Origin of the sequence: Anaerobutyricum hallii (assembly GCF_900209925.1) — a bacterium.
Classification (GTDB): Bacteria; Bacillota; Clostridia; order Lachnospirales; family Lachnospiraceae; genus Anaerobutyricum; species Anaerobutyricum soehngenii.
Genome location: NZ_LT907978.1, coordinates 2,659,983 through 2,681,748 on the forward strand (window position 1 = coordinate 2,659,983; position 21,766 = coordinate 2,681,748).

At 41.7% G+C, this 21,766-nt stretch carries 9 protein-coding genes and 1 pseudogene; all 10 read right to left on the reverse strand.

Annotated elements, in window-relative coordinates; all coding sequences use genetic code 11:
* Window positions 1-1,278: a restriction endonuclease subunit S gene (locus tag EHLA_RS12115; protein WP_073106989.1), complete on the reverse strand. Its 1,278-nt coding sequence runs from the start codon at window positions 1,276-1,278 to the stop codon at window positions 1-3.
* On the reverse strand, window positions 1,275-3,008 hold the full coding sequence (locus tag EHLA_RS12120; RefSeq protein WP_073106993.1) for a type I restriction-modification system subunit M: 1,734 nt from the start codon (window positions 3,006-3,008) through the stop codon (window positions 1,275-1,277). Before EHLA_RS12120 ends, EHLA_RS12115 begins: the two co-directional genes overlap by 4 nt.
* A 24-nt stretch (window positions 3,009-3,032) precedes the next feature.
* Complete coding sequence (locus EHLA_RS12125) at window positions 3,033-3,248, reverse strand: helix-turn-helix domain-containing protein (RefSeq protein ID WP_028086451.1); 216 nt, start codon at window positions 3,246-3,248, stop codon at window positions 3,033-3,035.
* A gap of 300 nt (window positions 3,249-3,548) precedes the next feature.
* Window positions 3,549-6,299 carry a YodL domain-containing protein gene (locus tag EHLA_RS12130; protein WP_028086450.1) on the reverse strand — a complete coding sequence of 917 codons (2,751 nt, stop codon included), beginning with the start codon at window positions 6,297-6,299 and terminating at the stop codon, window positions 3,549-3,551.
* Window positions 6,300-6,380: 81 nt separating this feature from the next.
* A pseudogene (locus EHLA_RS12135) lies at window positions 6,381-11,468 on the reverse strand (DEAD/DEAH box helicase family protein); the annotation flags it as partial.
* Window positions 11,469-12,490: 1,022 nt separating this feature from the next.
* Entirely contained in the window at window positions 12,491-12,835 is a 345-nt protein-coding gene (locus EHLA_RS17165; protein ID WP_222891046.1) for a TnpV protein, read from the reverse strand.
* An 880-nt stretch (window positions 12,836-13,715) separates the two neighbouring features.
* Window positions 13,716-14,024: a hypothetical protein gene (locus EHLA_RS12140; protein ID WP_026648905.1), complete on the reverse strand. Its 309-nt coding sequence runs from the start codon at window positions 14,022-14,024 to the stop codon at window positions 13,716-13,718.
* A 73-nt stretch (window positions 14,025-14,097) separates the two neighbouring features.
* Window positions 14,098-15,198 (reverse strand): DUF5688 family protein, encoded by a 1,101-nt coding sequence (locus EHLA_RS12145; RefSeq protein WP_026648906.1) that lies wholly within the window; start codon window positions 15,196-15,198, stop codon window positions 14,098-14,100.
* A 6-nt stretch (window positions 15,199-15,204) separates the two neighbouring features.
* The gene (locus EHLA_RS16450; RefSeq protein WP_164651566.1) at window positions 15,205-15,345 is read right to left on the reverse strand and encodes a hypothetical protein; all 141 of its coding nucleotides are present in this window, start codon (window positions 15,343-15,345) and stop codon (window positions 15,205-15,207) included.
* Window positions 15,346-15,417: 72 nt separating this feature from the next.
* The gene (locus tag EHLA_RS12150) at window positions 15,418-21,714 is read right to left on the reverse strand and encodes a SpaA isopeptide-forming pilin-related protein (protein WP_073106996.1); all 6,297 of its coding nucleotides are present in this window, start codon (window positions 21,712-21,714) and stop codon (window positions 15,418-15,420) included.
* Between the last annotated feature and the right edge of the window lie 52 nt (window positions 21,715-21,766).

Here is a 21,766-nt window from a genome sequence, read left to right on the forward strand (position 1 = left end):
CTACACCTCCTTTTTGCCTGTGACAACTTCGTAAATGAGGGATTTTTTGTATTCTTGATATTTCTTAATAAGTTTATTTCTTTTATCAATCTCAACTTCAATATGATTTACCTTATCAGTTATGTAATCAGCTATTTTCTTCTGCTCATCATATGGTGGAATAGGAATATAAAAATTCAAAAACTTATCTGCTTGTAGTCTCCATCTTCCCATACCACTTACACCTTGTCCTAATCCATAAAAAATTCGTGCACTATAACACATTTGCATCATATACAAATAATACTTTGGACACATACCATTCTTATCATTTAATACAAAAACCCTATAATCAGGACTTGTAACTCCTTCGTACTTTGAAATATCTACCCAACCGGTCAGCAAATCCATATGATTCATTGCGAAATCACCTTTATGGACTAACTGATAATTTGCATAGCTATTTGCAAACTGTCCTTCATTGTTAGAAAAATCTTTAGGAATTATTCCTCTTTGTGTAATTGACAAAACAGTATGTCCTTCTTCTCCTGCAATATCTTTCTGAATATGGAATACATACTTTAATCTTTTCATTTCCCAATTTATAGGAATATTTCCAAACCATACACTTCCGCTATCCTTCATCTCTACATCTGGATTTATTCCACTGGTTACTGCTTCCGTAATAATTGATAATTTGTATTCCTCTAATTTTTCAATTATCACCTTCTGCTTTTCTACAATTTCATCAATCTTTGAACACTTGGCATCCAGATATTCAACTATTTTATTTTGTTGTTCTATATTTGGTCTAACCAACGGAAGTAAAAATAACTTGCTTGATTTTATTCCAGTTGCTGTTGAACCAGTAGATAATGAATGTAAAAACTGCTGGAATCCCTCGTTCAACATCCAATACTTCAAATAATAGTTATTAACAGTACTTAATGCTCTAAATTTTATAATACGTTGTGCTAAGGCAATATCAGTTCTATCTACATTAGCCACTTGCCCCAATGGAGCCTCTGTAGTAAATAGTATATCGCCAATTTGTGGTATTCCTCGATGCATTATCTCCTCATAATCGGCTTCACGAACGTATTCTTTTGATAACTCATAGCATATTTTCCCATCTTTTATATTCTTTGCAGTTACTAAAAAAGTTCCTTCTTCTGTTTTTTCTGGTGTTTTTCCCCTATAATCGACAATTGAATCTAATTGCTTTGTTAAGGGAACAATCTCCCAATCTTTTGGTATCTTCCCAATCCATTCCACTCCACTATCCTTCATCTCTCTCATAGGTCAAATACCTCCTCAAGACTTCCAGATAGTTCTGTCTCTAAATCCATAATCTCTGCCATAATTTCTGCTGATGGTCTTGGAGCTTCATACTTATAGAAATATCTCGTAAACGGAATCTCATATCCCACCTTTGACTTTTTCTCATCTACCCATGCATCCGGTGCAAATGGAAGTACTTCTCTTTCAAAGTACTCTTTGATATCCTCTTTTAACGGAACATTTTCTGTATCACGAAGACTGGTATCCGGCTGTTTCTTTCCCTTTTTCAATACCAGATTGCCTTCTTCATCACGAAGCGGTCTTTCTACTGTAATCTTGGTATAACCAAAATCCTCGTCATCATAAATCTGGCTGATTTCACTCTCTTTAAAATCACCATATATCTTTGTAATCTCTGCAATATCTTCCTTAGAGATATCATTTCGCTTATTTCCTAATGCCTTTCTTCTCTTCACGAACATCTCATTGGCATTGATCAGCTGCACTTTTCCTTCTCTGACTGTACCTGCCTTTTTATTTGACAATACCCAGATATAGGTTGCAATTCCTGTGTTATAGAAAATATCATTCGGTAAAGCAATGATTGCCTCAAGCAGATCATTTTCAAGAATATATCTTCTGATTTCAGAAGGTCCGCTTCCTGCATCTCCTGTAAAAAGTGGGGAACCATTATGAATGATTGCAATTCTGCTTCCACCTTTATCAATATCTTTCATCTTTGATATTGCTGTCATAAGAAAAAGCATCTGTCCGTCACTTGTAGCCGGAAGTCCTGCTCCAAATCTTCCTCCGAAGCCAAGCTTTGCCTCTTCCTCTACTTTTGCCTTTTCATTCTTCCACTCACGTCCAAACGGAGGATTTGAAAGGATATAGTCAAATGTACTGCCTGCAAACTGGTCATCCGATAATGTGTTGCCATCCTTAATGTAATCAGCATTGTTACCCTTAATCAGCATATCAGCCTTACAGATTGCAAATGTCTGGTCATTGATTTCCTGACCGAACGATACAAGCTCTGTAGATGCATTCAGACTATGTAAATATTCCTCTGCTACAGAAAGCATACCTCCGGTTCCACAGGCAGGATCATAAATCGTCTTTGCCACATTATTGCCAGAAAGGATGTCATTATCATCATAGAAGAGAATATTAACCATAAGTTGGATAACTTCTCTTGGAGTGTAATGCTGTCCTGCATCTTCATTATGAGACTCAGAGAATCTTCTTATAATTTCTTCAAAAATATATCCCATTTCAAGGTTAGAGATTTCATTCGGATGAAGATTTCCTCTGTCTGTTGTATATTCCTTTAAAACAATATACAGAATCCCCTTATTTGCCATCGTTGTGATGTGTCCATCAAACTTAAATTTTTCCAGAATATCCCGCACATTTGCTGAAAATTTATTCAGATACTCTCTAAAATTCTCCTCAATGTGGTCAGGATCATCCATAAGTCTTTCAAATGTATATTTACTTGTATTGTAAAAATCCTTTTTTGAAGCCTTACGAAGTAAAATATCTTTCATTGGAAGATTCTTTACTTCATCGTATTTCTGTAATACCGCATCCTTCGTATCTGAGAGAATACAGTCAAAACGTCTGATTACTGTAAGTGGTAATATAACATCTCCATATTCATGTGGTTTATATACACCGGTAAGCTTATCTGCTATTGCCCATATTAGGTCTGCTTTCTGATCTATTTTTGCACTTCTCGTAGCCATTTACATTTTCCTCCATAAGGTAATTTACTTTTCTTTGTTATCTGGTACATAGTCAATCAAATCTCCAAAGTTACAATCCAACTCTTTGCAGATTTTTTCCAAAACAGATAGTTTCACCGACTCGCAGTTTGTCATCTTTGCTATTGTACTGGAGCTAAGACCAGTCTTGGCACACAAATCTCCTTTTTTCATTCCGTGGTCAATTAACTGTTTCCATAATCCATTATAACTAATTGCCATCCTCTTTTCCTCCGTTTAATGTGCAATCAATATCAAAATTATTTTATCACACAAAAAACTCCTTGTACAATTCGCATTTACAAATATCACATATCTTTTTTCAAATATTGAATATCTTTTTTAATTTATTCACAAACCTTTTGAATTTATCTGCTACAGATACTCTTTTCCTAATTGATGTGGTTAGAAGAAAAACATCTCCAATCTGCTTTCATTATAACGTTCAATCCATATTTACGCATTAAAAAAGGATGCAGGGATTGACTCCCTACATCCTTCATTAGAATTATAATATTATACTTATCTCACACCCCGATCAGCCCCTCTCTCCGGCTTATCTTTTCCCTGCTTTTCTTGAATAATCCTCTTATTAATCTCAAGCCGTTCATGAATGGATAATTTCTTATCTTTTCCAACTACCGCCTGCTTCTGTTGTACCTGTTTCCTATCTGCTTTTCCTGCATCCTTGACCACTGCATTCGCTTCGGTACTTGTTCCCCGCTCATCTGCTCTTCCTTCATTTCTTTCCGTTATCTGCTGTTCTCGTCTCTCTTTCACACCTTTTTCTTCCAGATTGCAAAAGCTCTGCAGATACGGAAGCACATGATTCTGCATGTCTGTCAGATCTTCCATATATTTTTGGAACTCTTCACTTCCTTTACCTTTCTGGTAATTGATCCAATACTCATCTGTAAGCTTCATTTCATTATCATACTTCAACTGACTCACAATACCGCCATGTCCATTTCCAATATCTATTGACTTCTTGAAATGATGCAGCATCTGTTCACCTTTTTCCGCATAATATACAGTCACATATATCTTTGTGATTTTTGTAGGTTCCTCTGTCTTCGAATCACGTTTTGCATACCATTCTTTATCCATTTCTGCTGTTTTTGCATCCAGCTCGGATAACTTCTGACATCTTGGATTCATGAGAGCACTTTCTTCACAATAGTTTACATACACCATTGGTTCCAGATTCTTTGGAAACTCCGGCTCATAGACTTTCAGTCTTTCAATCAATACACCTGCACGCACAGACTGGTCACATTCTTCGTCTACAATATCCTTCAGATAAGAAATATAAGAATGTGTATTGCCACTCTGCAAATCCAACATCACCTCTTGTACCGTATTTTCTCCCGTCTCCACATTATCTCGATACTCATACGGATCAAAAGCTTCTGCAATCTCATCCAATGCCTCTGCCAACTGTTCTGTGGTCATCTTCTCTGGATACATTGCTTCCCGAACATCCCGCATTGGTACATACTTATAGTCCGGCAATGCATCATGAATTTTCTCAATCCCTTCCCGTATCAGTGCAAGTTCTCCATAAAATCGAACATCGTCCATCAGATTTCCAAGTACTGTATTTCCTTTTACGATTGCAAATTCAGCATCATCATAGTAACTGTCTTCCGGATCACGATAGATAATCCCCATACTGCATACTCGATAGGCATTCTCAGGATTCTCCCTATATTTTTCATAAACCGCAGCAATCTGATTAACATCGGTACTTTTTTCATAAGCTCCCATATCATGGAACTCATCACATTCTGCGGCAAAGTATTCCAGATACGGTTCTTTCTTCGGTGGCATATTATTGAGGACATTATCAATCATGTTATAATTTGCCTCTTCCAGTTCTTCTACCTTTGCCAATGGCTTATATTCGCCCTGGCTTTTCTGAATCTCTGCCATTACAACCTCATCCATTTCTTCTACCTTTTCCATCAACTGATCATAATCCCCACGGATGCGTTCTCCAGTCCATCCTTCGTCTTCCAAAAGTTCCTCTGCCGCTTCTTCAATAGAAATTTCACCATTTTCATAGACGCCACCATCCATCAGGCGGAAATCTTCATCGTAAAAGGAATAATCATATCCTCCTTCTGTTCTCTGAATAGCAAAGTAACGTTCTCCTACCTCATATGCCAGTTCACTAAGAACCTGTTCTTCCAGATTCAGGAAAGAATCTAGCTGTTCAAAACTGATACTGTCTACAAAATGAGCGGTTACCTTTCCCCCCTCATTCAGAACTACGATATCACTGACAGACAGGGAATGTCCTCGAAAGTCTTCTGGTCTGTCGATGTTGAATCGTTCAAATATATCATCTAGCGACATATTTCCAAATAATTCTCCCACATAGACCAGTTCATAGTCTTCTTTTTTAATCTGCATCCCGTGACTTTCAATGAAGCTCATATTCATAAACGCATAGTTTTCACCTGGCAAACCATCTCTTATTTGATAAATACCGAATGTTCGTCTTGTCCCTAATAGCAGATTTGCCTCTTTCAAAGACTGAATCTGCGGATATTTCTGCATCTCCCATTCCAAATTGCGGAATCGTTCCAGTTCTTCTGTAGACATCTGATAATGCTCCGGACCTCGTTCAATCTCCATTCGCTCTGTAACATAGATTGGTGATGAAAAATTGGTAATCAGATAGATATCTGCTCCGGCATCATATAATTTCAGAGCTTCTTCCTGTCCAATCACATTCATCGGCTCCTGAAATGCTCCAAAATCTTCATCTGCATAATCCAGATCCTGATCCCTTATCCGTTCCCACATCTGTGATTCCATGCCAAACAGCCCTTCATGTGCCTGTATCATTTCTTTACTTGCATACTCTCCCTTGCTGCCATCACTACCCAGGCAATAGATTTTAGAACCCATTCTGTGATAATCCAGGGCTGCTGCTTTTCTAAGCGGCACCATATCCTCTGCTGTATATCCATAATCCCGAAGTTCCAGCTTGCCTATGGTTGGATCTGGTAAGTCCTGAATATCCATTTGGGCATCATCCAGAAGTTCCTCTACTCTATCTTCATCTGACCGATTGACTGCATCTGCCAGATTTCTTACCAGCGTCCTTACTTTCTCTTCTTCGCCAACCAGATTTGCATATTCAAAAATCTGTTCTTTTACGTCCGCTGGAATTGCTATTCCCATGTGTTCTGCACGGTCTATTTGTTCCTGTGTATATTCCTGCATTTTCTGCGTTTCTATTCCTGTTATCATGTTTCTCGCCATATAAGTTCCTCCTGTATTCCCAAAAGTGGCATAACCGGCAGAACATTCTTTCTACCAAATTATGCCATCTTTCCTGTTTTCTTATTCCAGACCGAAGTCCCTTTTTCTATCTTCCCTGCCATTCTCGCTTTCCCGCTGGCTTTTTTCTTTATAAATCTGCAATTTCTCATGGATAGAACCACGTGCCGGTCGTTCTTCTTTCTCTTTCGATTCTGACTGCTCTGCTTCTGTGTCTTCCCGTTCATCCATATTAAGAAGGGCATTTAGTTCTGACAGTCGCTCCAGTTTCTGGTTCAGTTCCTCTTCTTTTGTGAATGGCTTTCCAACTTCCTCTTTGGCATTTGTAAGCTGCTCCTGTACCGTTTCCAATCGTTGCTCCGCTTCTGCCAGTTTCTCCGGATAGCTTTCCAGAAGATTATTGATACGGGTGATATTTCCCAGGGCATCTGCTCCCAGATGAACTTTCGATACCGATTCATGCTTCACAGACAGGATAAACTCCTTACTCCAGCTGTCGAACTGGATTCTCATGTTGAATCCCTGATAGTTTCCGATATCCATTGCTGCATCGACTGCTTTCATGTCCTTGCAGACTGCCAGTAGTGCCGCTCCTGCTTCTTTCTTTTCTGTAAATACTTTGCCGCTGATCTCCATGGAAAACTGTTCTGGATCTGTGATTTTATGCTCCTGATAATGGGCAATATCCGCTTTGTAGCTATCAATAGTCTCGGTCAATTTTGCAATCTGCTGTGGAAAATTTCTTGCAATATCATCTTCCAGACGGTACTGGTTATTCATGTGATTGGCTTTTAAAAGTTTCAGTTTTGCCACATCCACGTCCAGTGCCATCTTTTCTTTTACTGCCGGATTTCCAGTTGCCAGTGCCTTAACCTCTGCATAGGACAGTGCCGCTTCGTCCACATCTTCGCAGCTTCTGACCGGTGCTTTGCTCGTCATAATCTGGGAGATGAACTTCTGTTTATTTTCGATCAACTGCCACATGTAGCTGTCGAAGGTGGATTCTGTCACATACCGAAAGATATGAACCTTTTTATTGTGATTTCCCTGCCGGATGATACGTCCTTCCCTCTGCTCCAGATCAGACGGTTTCCAGCCAATATCCAGATGATGCAGAGCAATCAGACGATCCTGCACGTTGGTACCGGCACCCATCTTTGCTGTTGAACCAATCAAAAAACGAACCTGCCCAGATTTTACTTTTCCAAACAGCTCCGTCTTCTTTGCTTCGGTATTTGCATCATGAATGAATGCAATTTCTTTTTCCGGTACACCTTTCGCCATCAGCTTCTGTTTCAAGTCATCGTAAACATTGAAACTGCCATCGCCTTTCGGTGTGCTCAAGTCACAAAAAATGATCTGCGCCGATTTCTGTACAACTGTATCTTTCCAGATTTCATAGCTTTTTTCTGCACAGACCGACACTTTACTGCCCGGATCGTCTGGCAATAGTTCATTGACCAATCGCTGATCCAGTGCCAGTTTTCTTCCGTCATTGGTAATTTTCAGCATATTGTCTACACTAGCATCTACGCCACCGTTTCTTACCACTTCCGCACGCTCTCCTAGGCTTGCTACGATTTCTTTCTGCTGTTCTGTTGGTTTCAATACTACAGTTTCGTATTCCGCTTCCGGTACTGGAAGATTCAACTGATCCGAAGTCTTGATATCTGCAATCTCCTTGAACATATTCATCAGTTCCGGGATATTATAGAATCTGGCGAATCTGGATTTTGCTCGGTATCCGGTTCCTTCCGGTGCAAGTTCAATGCTGGTCACAACCTCTCCAAACGTGGATGCCCAGGAATCAAATAATCCCAAGCCCATATTCTGTAATTTGCTGTTCTGCAGATATCTCTGCATGACATAAAGTTCCGTCATGCTGTTGCTGATCGGTGTGCCCGTTGCAAAGGTAATGCCTTTTCCACCGGTAATCTCATCCAGATACTGACATTTATTAAACATATCTGCTGATTTCTGTGCTTCGTTCTGGGCAATTCCGGCTACATTTCTCATTTTTGTATAAAGGAACGCATTTTTATAACTGTGTGCCTCGTCTACATACAGATGATCCACTCCCAGTTCTTCAAAGGTAACTACATTATCCTTTTTCTCTTTCTGATTCAGCTTCTCCAGTCTTGTCATCAGCGTTTTTCTGGTCTTTTCAATCTGCTTTACCGTATAGCGGCCGCCATCCTGCTCATATCTTGCACTCTGGATTGCGATTTCCAGATCGTCAATCTGCTTCCGCAGCATGGCTTCCTGCCTCTCATCAGAGATTGGGATACGCTCAAACTGGGAATGACCGATGATAATCGCATCATAGTTTCCCATAGCGATTCTGGCACAGAACTTTTTCCGGTTCGCCGGTTCAAAATCTTTCTTGGTTGCCACCAGGATATTGGCTCCCGGATATAACTGCAGGAACTCGGCTCCCCACTGCTCTGTCAGATGGTTCGGCACGACAAATAGATTCTTTTGTGATAATCCCAGACGTTTGCTCTCCATTGCAGCCGCTACCATCTCGTAGGTCTTCCCAGCTCCTACTACATGAGCCAGAAGCACATTATCCCCGTAAAGCTGATGTGCGACAGCATTTTTCTGATGTGGGCGAAGTTCAATTTCCGGGTTCATTCCTGGGAAAGTCAGATGACTGCCATCGTATTCACGGGGACGGATACTGTTAAACCGTTCATTATAAACTCTTACCAGTCTTTCACGTCTCTGTTGATCTTTGAAAATCCAATCCTTAAATGCTGCTTTCATGGCATCCTGTTTCTGTGATGCCAGCATAGTTTCTTTTTTATTGAGGACACGAATCTCATCCCCATTTTCATTGACACTCTTATCATAGATACGAACATCTTTCAGATTCAGTGTATCTTCCAGAATCCGGTAAGCATTTGCCCTCTCGGTTCCATACGTTGCATAGGCAAACGCATTTCTTGGACTGTCTGCATTTTTCCCGGTAATCCGCCACTCACCATTCACCTCAGAATATTTTACCTGTATCTCCTTCTGTGCAAGATACCACGGAGTATGAAGCAGTTCCCTCATAAAGTCCTGATAATCCGATGGTTCAATCCAGGTTGCCCCAATCCTTACTTCGATTTCAGATGCTTCCAGTTCTCTTGGCTGAACTGCTTCCAATGCACGGACATTCGGTGTGAATTCCGGGTGATTCTCTGCAAAGGTTCTTGCTGTGTTTAACTTCTCCCTGACATTTCCAGATAAATACTCATCTCCACTCTCCCACTGGTCTGTCAGTGGGTTCTTAAATATAACTCCAACCAGTTCCTCCGTGATTTTTTCTTCTGTCTTTCCTGTCAGCTGTGCCATATAGGACAGATCCACCTTTGCTCTTTCATTCAATGATAATGCTAAGGCTTCTGTCGCAGTTTCCACACTGGTTACCGCCACTGCCTTTTTGATGGTTCGTTTCGTAAACATGTCTGCTTTTCGCTTCAATGTTCCATCTTCGTTCAGGTCTTCCAGAGAACACAACAGACAATAAGAAGCGTCATCAGAAAACGCCCGCTTGTTTGCATTACTTCCGATGACTCCATACTTTGCTGTGTAAGCATCATATACTTGATTCAATTTCTCCTGCTGTTTGTGAATTTCTTCATCTGTTACGGATTCTTCCATCTGCATGGCAATCAGTTCACGCACCGTGTCTCGGATCTCCACCATACCTTTTACACGTTCTGCAGTAGCGGCAGGCATCTTTACCTGATTCATCAGAGAGTTAACACGGTAATATACCTGATCATCTACAACCGCATAACTGTAATTACGAACATTCGGATCTGCCGGGATACTCTCTGGTACATCATCCAGTTCTGCATCCACATCAACTGCAGGTGCCATATTTCCATGAATATTCCTGACAGCTTCTGCAAGCTGGACTTCAAGATCAGCACCTTCTATCGGCATACAGGTTGTTTCCATACCATACGGACCGGATACCTCTTTCATCTCACCCAGAATCATTTCCGGATGGTCTGCAAAATACTGATTGACCGTAATTCCATTGGCATCACTTCCAAGATTCACCCACTCCGGCATCTCTTTTGTCATGCTGTCACGCTTCTGGAAGAATAAAATATCTGCACTGACTTCCGTTCCTGCATTTGCTTTGAATGCTGTGTTCGGCAGGCGGATGGCTCCAAGGAGATCGGCACGTTCTGCCAGATACTTTCGGACTTCCGGTGATGCTTTATCCATGGTTCCTTTTGTTGTGATCAAAGCTGCCACACCACCCGGACGCAACTGGTCGATTGTCTTTGCCAGAAAATAATCGTGAATCATAAAATTATAGCGGTCATATTGCCTGTCATTCACTTTATAAGCTCCAAATGGCACATTTCCGATTGCCACATCGAAGAAATCATTCGGATAATCTGTCTTCTCAAAACCTTTAATCTGGATATTGGCATCTGGGTAAAGCAGTTTTGCAATTCTACCGCTGATACTGTCCAGTTCCACACCATAGAGTTTTGACTGGTTCAGCTTCTCAGGAAGCATTCCAAAGAAGTTACCAACACCCATGGATGGCTCCAGGATATTTCCTTTTGTAAATCCCAGATTTTCCAACGCCTGATACATACTTTCAATCACGATTGGCTGTGTGTAATGGGCATTTAAGGTAGAAGCTCTGGCTGCTGCATATTCTTCCGGTGTAAGGACTGTCTTTAATTCCAGATATTCCGTCTCCCATGCGGATTTTGTTTCATCGAAAGCATCAGCAAGACCTCCCCAGCCTACATATCGGGATAAAATCTCCTGTTCGTCTGGTGTGGCATTGCGGTTTTCTTCCTCGCATTTCTTTAAAAGCTGGATTGCCATGATATTAGCACGGAACTTTTCCTTTGGTGTTCCCTGTCCCAGTTCATCATCTGTGATATGGAAGTTTGTTGCTGGAATATCAGACTGTTCTGGTGTTATATCTTCCTTTTTTTCTGCATCTTCTACTGCTTCCGGTTGTGTCTCAACCTCCGACGGTTCCTGATTTTCCTCTCGTATTTCCTGCTGATCAGAGCCTTCCTGCTCCACTTCCAAAGCCTGCTGAGCTCCTTCCAGATCCGCCTGTCTCTGTGCTTCCTGCCGTTCTTCATACTTTTCCAGTTCTTCCGGTGATAAGAAATCATCGGTGCGAATCAGCTGACGGACACGTTCTGCAACCTTATTCCACTTTAATAGAACTTCTACATCTGGACTGCCAATCTTCCCTTTCGCAAGTTTTAATCCTTTCGCATCATGGGAAGCATCGGATTCATACGCTCCCGGTATCCCAGGTGCTGCTCCACCTGTACCATACTCATTTTTCAGAAACTCAGCTGCATCCTTTATATCGTGATGTTCCATGAAATACTCATAGATCCGATTCCGTCCTCCGGCAGTGATCCCGCCTCTTCTAAGGACTGCATCTATCTCATCCTGTGTGATAAAGGAAAGGGCCGGACGTTCGACCGTAAATTTCTGGTCTACCCAGGAACGCTCCCTCTGGAGATCCTGAAAACGCTGGAAATATTCCGGATTATGCTGAATCTCCCACCTGCGATAATCTTCTGGATTCTCATCCATATCTTTCTGCAGCCATTCAAAGCGATGGGCAATTGCATCTGCTTCCGCTGAATCTGTCCAAGCTTCCCGCACGACATCCTGCCAATCCGAATATGATTGCTGCTCCTCCCGGTTTCTGCTGGTATCCCGAAAATGGAGTGCAAGAAGATTGGTCATTTCTTCCTGCTCCTGTTCAATGGCGTTATTGGAAATCAGATTATCCACGTAACTTCTATCCTCATACATATCCCGGATTCTGTCCGCCGCTTCTTCCCACGTAACCATGCGATCAAAGTTTCTTCTGGCGGAATCTCCCCGTCGGATACGGATACCATCATTGTCATACCAGATACTGATTTTCTGTCCATCTATGGTAAATCCTTTTCCACCTGTTTCATATTCCTCCTTCAGGAAGTTCTGCATTTCTTCATTATCCAGACCTTCAATCAGTCTTGCCGTAATATGAAACAGTGTATTTTTCTGTCCACTTCCCGTGCGGAGAATATCATCTACTACTTCATCAGAAATAAGAAAAGCGGCTGGCTGTTCTAATGCAGCTACCGCTTTCCTTATTTCTCCTAACTGTTCCTCTTCTGTCGGGAACAGACTTAATTGTAAATAATCTCCTGAATTACCAGTTCCTCTGCCTGTGCTTTGATCTGGTTCATGTGTCTGGTCCATGCCATCCCGTCTGCCATTTTGTCCGGTGCCGGGTTTTTCTCCAGAAGTTCTGACATCAGGTTGTCTACTCTCTGCCTTGCCTGGCTGTCGATTTCCATCAGATGACTGTCCAGACGGTTCTGTAAGGTCAGAATGTTGAATCTGGCTACTTTGTGGTTTCTCAGATACTCTTTCCTCATCAATCCGTACTTCCCGATCGTTCCTCTCGTCTCCTCCAGACTGATATCCGGAATCTGGTACTCTCCATTCTGGCTGTAAGTGATCTCTCTCATGCTCTGTTTCCTCCTTATTTTCTCCTCTATCTTCTGTGTTCCTTGTTTTGCTTTCACGAATTAACGTGTTAAATTCATTATAAGCTACTTCTTTTTCTTTTGCAACCGTTTTCAGATCTTTTTCCAAGTCATTCAACACATATCGTCCAATCTGCATCAATACCGGTCTGCTGATCTCATTCACAGAACTTCCAAGGTGTCCAATAACCTTTAACTGGTTAAAATCTGTAATATGACGAAAATCCTCTGCATCAAGATATTCCTGCACATCCAGTCCGCATCGGTTCAGTAACACATACCAGACACTGTTTGTCATCAGTTCCCGGAACTCCACTTTCTGATTCTGTTCATCCAGATCTTCCAGAAAAGTGCCGGCTACATCCATTTGCAGTTCGTCGAAAGCATCCGGCAACCAGGCCTGCACACTTTCTTCTGCCGCCTGGTGAAGAACCTCTGCTAATCCTCCCTCTGTTGCTTCCAGTGCCAGCCGCTCCTGCAGATAATCTGCCACCAGTTGTTCTCCTTCTGGATTAAGATTCCATAACTGCGGATCTCTGCCCAGATTTTTTACCTTATAAGTATCCTGCACATCAAAAACATATCGGAGTTTCGTTTTTGGTCCGGATGTGTTATCTATCAGGGCAATTCCTTTAGAACCCTTTTTAATCCATCGGTACATCTTCTGGTTCCAGATTTCCATGGATGCCACGGCTGTTGCTCCCGGACGCTGTGCATAGATCAAGAGCTGTTCCGGAAAAGTGTACCGGTACAGCCTGGATGCAGTATTTAGAAACCGCATCCATTCCTGCGGATTGGCAGCAACATCCTTTGCCACTTCCTCCGTCAGAAGTTCCATTGCATATAATTTATTTGCCATCTGTTACTCCCTTTCTTCTTCCCACTTTTCTTCTACAACATCGGCAATCCGTTCCATTGCCCTTGTCATAGAAGGAAAATTACTACTGTTACTTGCTTTTCCAATCTGATCAATAAGAAATTCCGGCATATCTGCAAGTGCTCCGGCAATCATAGCCTTTACCCGGATATCCTCCAGCATAAGAAGCTCTTTTACACCAAATTCTTCACCAAATACATCCTGATATCTCCGTAAGTCATCCAAAAGATATTCCGGTTTTAAATCTCTATCCATTTCCTTTCTTTTATCATCACCATATAAACACCAGTCCATATTCTTTTCTCCTCCATCTTCATAAAATTAGGGACTGCTCACACAGTCCCCTCAAAATCATCGTTATTTCTCGTTATAATACTGAGGCAAGGTCTTTCGCCCTATTCTTTGGGATTGTATCTGTCCCTTTTGCTTTGATCTCCGCCTTGGCTTTCTCCAGTTTTCCATGGATTCCACCTTTTGCTTCTGTTCTCCCAGTTGCTTTTTCTGCTGCTTTTTCTTTCTCCAGACGTGCTTCCCTGCGTTCGGCATTTTCCATAACTGCTGTCTTTCCATCACAGAACTGAACCTTATCCGAAAGCTGTTCCTGCCTCTCTACCTGCGTCTCATTGACTTCCTGTACCATGGCATTTAATTCCGGTACTTCAAACATTCCGTTATCAGGAAGAATCAGCACCTCATGAATTGAAGAGGGAAGAACAAAATAATCACTTCCCAGGCATTCACCGATCTGCTTACGAATATCTTCCTGCAGTAACAGTGATGCACCATTCATTTTTTGTGCATTTGAAAGACAGAACATTGGATTTTCCATTGCTTCAACATTCAGTTTTTCATTCAAAAGATTTTCTGCTTCTTCACCAAAAATCATGGATTTTATCATTTCATTCATGTCCATCAAAACAACACCACGATTTCTGTCTGCCGCCACTGCATCTGCCTGGATTTGTTCTGCTGTCACACCCCATTCATTCATAAGATTGACAGTAACCGGAATACTACCAATTCCTCCCTCGTTTTCTTCCACATTCACTGCGTAATATGCTGCAAAATCTCCATGTTCGGTAACAACTTTATCAGCCAGGCGTTCTTCATTCCATTCCCGGTCACAGATTCTCACCTGTAATTTGTCCTTCATTTTTTCATAATCCAAAATATCCGGAAGACCCATATTGATAAATGCCGCTTTGTCCTGCACTTCAATACGCATATCTGCCACATCACCCACACAGGAATCCAGATTTTTTCCATTGACATATTCCATATAAAGAGAATCCAGATATACCATCGGCACAGCTCTTTGATCACCCTGTGGAATTGAAATGCCAGTCAACCTTAATCCATTATTTTTTGCAACTTCTTCAATACGGATTTCTCCATTCTGATATGAATCCGGCAAATAGTCTTTTACATTATCTTTGACATATTCATAAAATTCTTTTCTGTTCATCATACGCTTTTACCCCTTTCTGATCATGTGATGGTTCATTCTTTTCCTGCTGACCATCTGCTCGGCTTTTTTCTGATAAGCCATCATTCTTTTTAAAGTTCTCTCCTGGTTCTTTCTTGCTTCCTGTCTCTTTTCCATTGTTTTCATCATATTTTTCTGTCCCTTTCTGTGAATTTTTGTATTTTAAAGGGAGCCCTGATTCAGGGCCCCCTTTACTGAGGATTACTGTTTTCTGATTTTCTTTCTGCTGATATAAAGTCCTGCCATGCCTCCGGTAGAGATAAGCAGAAGCAGAATCGGCAGCCAGATATTTGTGTTATCTCCTGTCTTCGGTGCATCTGATACCTTCGTCTCTTCATGGGACTGCGGCACATCTGGTGTGCTTGGTGTTTCCGGAACTTCCGGTTTCTCATTTGTCAGATTGAAAGTAACTTCTACAACCGGCGTACTGTCGTCTGCGTAGGCAAATGTCACTTCATGCTTGGTCTGATCCAGTGTGTATCCATCCAGTGTTTTTGTCTCCACCAGATAATACTTGATTGCTGTATCATATTTGCCGTTCTTGAATGCGGCAATCTCATACAGCTTACTCTCGGCATGACCGGCAGCATCTGTTTTTAAGGTTTCCAGGACCTTTCCTTTGCTGTCACGGAATTCAAATTCTACTCCTTTCAGCGGTTCCCCAGATGATTTATCTGTCTTATTGAGAATGACTTTTCCCTTGGCAGTATCATCTTTCATAACCACTTTCTGGATTTCTCCAGTATCCTTCACCTCAAATGTCACATCCGATGTCAGAAGATATCCTTTTGGTGCCTGTTCCTCTCGTAAGGTGTATCTACCAATTGGCAGTTTTTCAATATAGTGTGCCTCCTCTGTGGAAGTCCAGCTCTCTACTACCTGATCGTCCTTATCAAGAATCGTTAGTTTTGCACCAGGAATCTCTGTATCTCCTGTGATATCTGTCTTGCTGATCTGAACCTTGGTCACATCATCTTTCATCTCATGCTTCTGAATCTCAGCTGTATTCTCAACCGTAAAGGTAATGCTCTCTGCAGTAACATATCCGTCTGCCGGTTTTGTTTCCGTCATGGTATACTCATTACCTACAACAAGTTCTTTGATCACATGAGATCCTTCTGTAGAAGTCCATTCATCCACAACATTTCCATCTGCATCCGTCACTTTCAGGTGTGCACCTGGAAGTTCTTTGCCTGTGGTCAGGTCTGTTTTTGTCAGTTCCACTGTGGTCGGCTGATTTTCAAACGTAAAATCATAGCTTACTTCTGCCTGATCTTCTCCGGCATATTCAAAGGTAAACTCCTGCACTTCTTCCGTTGTCACAAATCCGTCCGGTGCACTGTTCTCTTTTACATAATATTTTCCATCTACTGGAAGATCTGCCGCAAAAGTGATCTGTCCTTTCTCATCGGTTGCTTTCTGCTCGATGAGGGAATCTTTCTCAAGCAACACATCTCCGTTTACATTTTTGATATCTTCACTGGTATAAAGGCCGAAGACGCCGCCTGCAAGAACACGGTCTGTATCTTTTTCTTTCTTCAGAACAGTAACCTTTACTTTCTGACGGGTATTCTGCCATTTTTCATCATAAGTGATTACCGGTGTGTCCTGATCACGGTAGGAAAGATCAACATATCTCGGTTCTCCATCCAATACATAGCCATGGGCAGTTTTAACTTCTTTCACATAGTATTTGCCTGCCGGGAGATTATCCATCTGTGCAATACCATTGGAATCTGTAGTAATAGTTCCTACTTTTTCATCTGCTTTGTAATAATCTTTGCTGACACCATCTGCCGCTTTGATATCTTCCGCAGCAAATACATCGAAAGTCACATCTGTAAGGCTTCCGGTTACATATTCGAAGAGATGCTCCACAGTGCCTTTTACATTGTCCAGAAGTGTCACTTTATCCAAAAATTCTCCATTTTTGTTGATGATTAAAAGTCCTGTCGGCACTTCATCTTTCATCTCTACCTTCTGAATCTCTGCGGTATCTTCCAGTGTGAACTTCACATCCGTTGCTTTCAGATATCCATACGGTGCGATTTCTTCACGAAGGGTATATTCCTCCCCAACGGTCAGTCGTTTAATCACATGTGGCTGGTCTTTTACAGAAGTCCACTGATCTACGACATTCCCCTCTCTATCAAGAACGGTGAGTTTTGCTCCATCCAGTTCCACACCTGTTGTCACATCTGATTTTGTAATTTCAACCGTTGTCGGCTGATTCTTCTTCACTGTTTTCAGTTTTACTGTCTTCACGTCCTGTCCCTGATAAGAAGCATCCAGATTCAGAACTTCATCGGAAGAAACGAATCCTGCCGGTGCCTTTAACTCTTTTACATAATACTGTCCGAGTGGCAGATCCAGCGTACAGGAAGCAATTCCATCTTTATCAGAAGTCATTTCCTGTAACAGGGTATCAGCGTTGACAATGACTTTGCCTTCTGCTTTGATATCATCTTTGTTATAAATGCCAAAGACTGCACCTTCTACCGTTGCTCCGTTTTCTGCATCCTGTTTTTCTACCTGGATTGCAACTTTCTGTCTGTCATCACCAACAGTCACTTCCTGTTCGATCACAGGTGTATCCTGATCTGCATAGACAAATGCTACATCCGATCTGTCATGGTTCAGAACAAATCCTTCCGGTGCTGTTTTTTCTACCACATAGTAAGAACCAAGCGGCAGGTTATCTGCAACTGCTTTTCCGTCTTCCCCGGTCGTTACCGTTGTTACCAGAGCATCTTTTGCATAAATCAGCTGTCTGTTTCCATTTTCATCTTTCTGATAATCCGGTGTGTAGATATTTTCCGCTGCATAGACGTTAAACTCTGCACCTTTCAGATATTTTTCTTCATAAACAAAATCCTTTTTGAATCCACTCAGCATCTCACCTTTTTTATAGATCGTCAGCTTTCCTTTTACCGGATGATTCTCGTAATCAACTGTGATAATGGCATCGCCGCTTTCTGAATCCATCTGATAAGCAGTGTTTGCATCAACAGCAATCTCCATATAATTCTTGTTGATTGTGTACCCTTCCGGTGCGTTGACTTCCTCAATCCGGTAATGTCCGATTTTCAGGTTCTTTGGCATGATCAGATAACCCTGACTGTCTGTAAAATAGGACTTGTGTGTGGTTGTCACAGGATAAGTAGTTACCTGCTCCACGTATTTTTTGTTATCCAGGTCATATACCTTAAATTCTGTTCCTGCAATCAGGACGGATTTCTTTGTTTCATCGTCTTTTTTCACAATTTTCAATTTTGCCTTGAACTCTTTGTCCAGAAGCACACGCCAGATCTGTGGCTCATTCGGATGGTTCTCTGTGATATTCACTTCAAAATCATCGACTGGCTTGTAATTGTGTGGTGTTGTTGTTTCACGGACAATATAGCTTCCAAATGGTAATGGAATACTGCAGGCATAACCTTTTTCATCTGTAAAAATCTCAGTAGCTCCGTTTTCTCCACTCACTACTGGTTTAGCAGAATCAAAATCATAGCTTCCATCTGCTTTCTTTGTAAGGGAAGATTTCAGATAAACTGTAAATCCGGCTCCGGATAACAGATCTGCATCGGTCTTTCCATTGTTGGCTGCTTTGATAATCTGGAACGGCTGCTTGATCACCTGTTCACTGGAAATGCATTCTCTTTTTACTTCTGCAGTCATATCACCTTCATAACTACATTCAAGATCATGTTCTTCTGTATCTGCCAGGTATCCGGTCGGTGGTGTGATCTCCTTGACGTAATATTTGCCAAGATATAAGCCATCTACAGAAGCCTGTCCTTTTTCATCCGTTGTAAGAGAAGCCACCTGTTCCCCTGCTTTATAAATCACACCGGTTGCTCCATCCGGATGCACGATATCTTCACGGGCATATAATCCGTAGACTGCACCTTTCAGTGTTGCATCGCCCTGCGGAACGGCTTTTCCTGTTTCTTTATCAACTTTGAATAAATTGATTTTTGCTGTCACACGGTCATTGCTGAAGGTATGGGCGAAAGATACGGTTGCTTCTTTATCATTGGTGTAAGAGAACTTGAACGTATACACGTCTTCTGTATTTCTTACATAGCCTTCTGGTGCCTGGTCTTCTTTTACGGAATAGGAATGATTGATAGGCAGATCTGCTGTGAATTTTGCCTTTCCATCCTCACCGGTAGTGGCTTTCTCAATCAGGGTGCCTTTCTTTACAACAACTACACCATCTGCATTTTTGATATCGTCTGCCGCATACAGGGCGAAAATACCACCTTCCAGCGGTTTCTTTGTATCTTTATCCTGTTTTACTACAGTGACTTCTGCTTTCTGACGCTCATTGTTGAAGGTGACATCCGCAAATACAACTTCTTTATTCTGTCCGGCATAAGTCAGCGTCACTGTCTTTTCTTCGCCGCCATTATAGAAGTTGTCCGGTGCTTTTGCTTCTTTTACCACATAAGTTCCTAGATGGAGATTCTTCAGGGTAACAGAGCCATTCTCACCTGTTGTCAGATTTTCTTTCACCAGATCACCTTTGCTGTACACTTTTGTACCATACGCAGTCACAATATCTGCTCCGGCATACACGTTGTAAACAGCATTTTTTTGTCTGCGGTTCTCATAATGGAATACGGTTCCACTCTCACTGACTTCTGCTCCGGTAAGCACCTGACCTTCTTTATAAACAGTAAGCTCTGCAAGCTGCTCCTTATTTTCCACGGTTACAGCTGAGGTCTTACTTGCTACCAGTTTTACATTTGTTGCCGTTGCATTTACTACATATCCCTGTGGTGCTGTGATTTCTTTCAGATAAACGGTATCCTGTGTCTTGATAATCGTAACAGAGGATTTTCCATTCTTATCTGTTGCAGGCATCTGAGTGATCAGCTTTGTACAAGCCTCATCGCTGTAAACGCCAAATACTGCACCTGCAAGATTGACATTCGCTGTATCGTCTTTCTTTACGATTTCGATCGTAGCCTGTTCAATCCATGACACCTTTAAGCTTACATATTTTTCATCAGCAACACCTTCTCCAAATACAAATGCCAGATCCTGAACACTTGCATTCGTAGTCAATTTATATGCTGAATAATCTTTTGTAATACTTCCCTTCATTTTTGCAGAAAAAGTATCACTTACATCTCTTGTCTGTGTCAGAGGAGCTGAGAGATAAAACGTGGTTCCTCCTCCAATTGTTACGCTTGCACCTGCCGCACTTACGGTTCCAGTAGATACATTATGGAGCTTTACTCCTTTTGGTAAGTCCATTGTGATTTTCTGCTGGGAAGATGCGTTGAACTTAATGTTCTCCGTTCTCTGAACATTTCTATCTACATAAGCTTTTACATCCGGCTTTGAAAATGACATCGCTACATCTGGTATTTCCGGCTTATTCACACAATAATTATAGAGTTCTTTTGCCAAAGCCTCTCCTGTAGCATTGGTTCCGTAAAATGCATCACTGCTTCCGTTGGCATATGATGCAGCCATGTGAATGATGATGAATCTTTTTCCTTCTGAAAAATCCGTGTGTTTATTCGCAAAAAAGCTTTCGCTCCCTGCGGCATCTGTGCCGTAATAACACACTTTTGCTAACGCCTGATTGTCTCCAATCTTTGTAATTGTATAATTTCCAGATCCAGGTCCTGGCTTAGCTGGCTGTACACAATACGCAATTGCTCTGACGTTTCCGTAGCTGATATAGTACGGCTCTGTCAGATAGGTTCCAAGATTATAATCTGCATATCTATACAGTGGTCCTTTTTCAATTGTTACCTGCTGTGTACTTCTTGCTGAATAAGCTGAAACTGCTTCAAATGTTGCAATCTCTCCCTCTTCCATAGCATCAAGATCCACACCTTCGTCTCCTGCCTGTTCCAAAACATCATGAAGCTCTAACCCTGATTCTTCATCATAGGTATCCTGATTCTGTGCCTGCTCTACTAAATCATCAAATTCATCAGCGTCAATATCGGTAATCTCCGAGTCTGCTTCTGAATCCTCCGCTTCCTCTGTCTGCTGTTCACTGCCAGCGGTTTCTGATTCGGTCACTGCTTCACTCCCTGCAGTTTCAGTCTGAGCTTCTGTTGCTTTCTCACGCACAATCAGTTTTCGGCTGATCTGGTACTTCGGATGCTCTTGATTTACCGGTTCCACATAATAGACCGCTTTGTAAGTGTCCGCATGATCTGTCGTAAAATCCTCATCCTTGTCATTCTTTGCTTCCTCAAATGTGACTTTGACCTTGTTATCATCCTTGATTTCCAGTCCCGTGTAATCTGATTTCACATCAAATACACTGCCTGTTTCAATTTCATAATCTTTGGCAGTCACCACCTCATCTTCATCCAGAAGGTCTTTCACTTCCTCATAAAGTGGAGGTTTTTCCTCTGGCTGGATCTCCGCTGCATATGCCGTCATCGGAGACAGCACTGTACTAAGCATTGTCATGCCTGCCAGCAAGCCAGATACTACTTTTCTAAAATTACCTTTTTTCTTCATGCTAAGGTCCTCTCTTTCATATATTTGTATTAAAACAGACAGTCCTTAGACT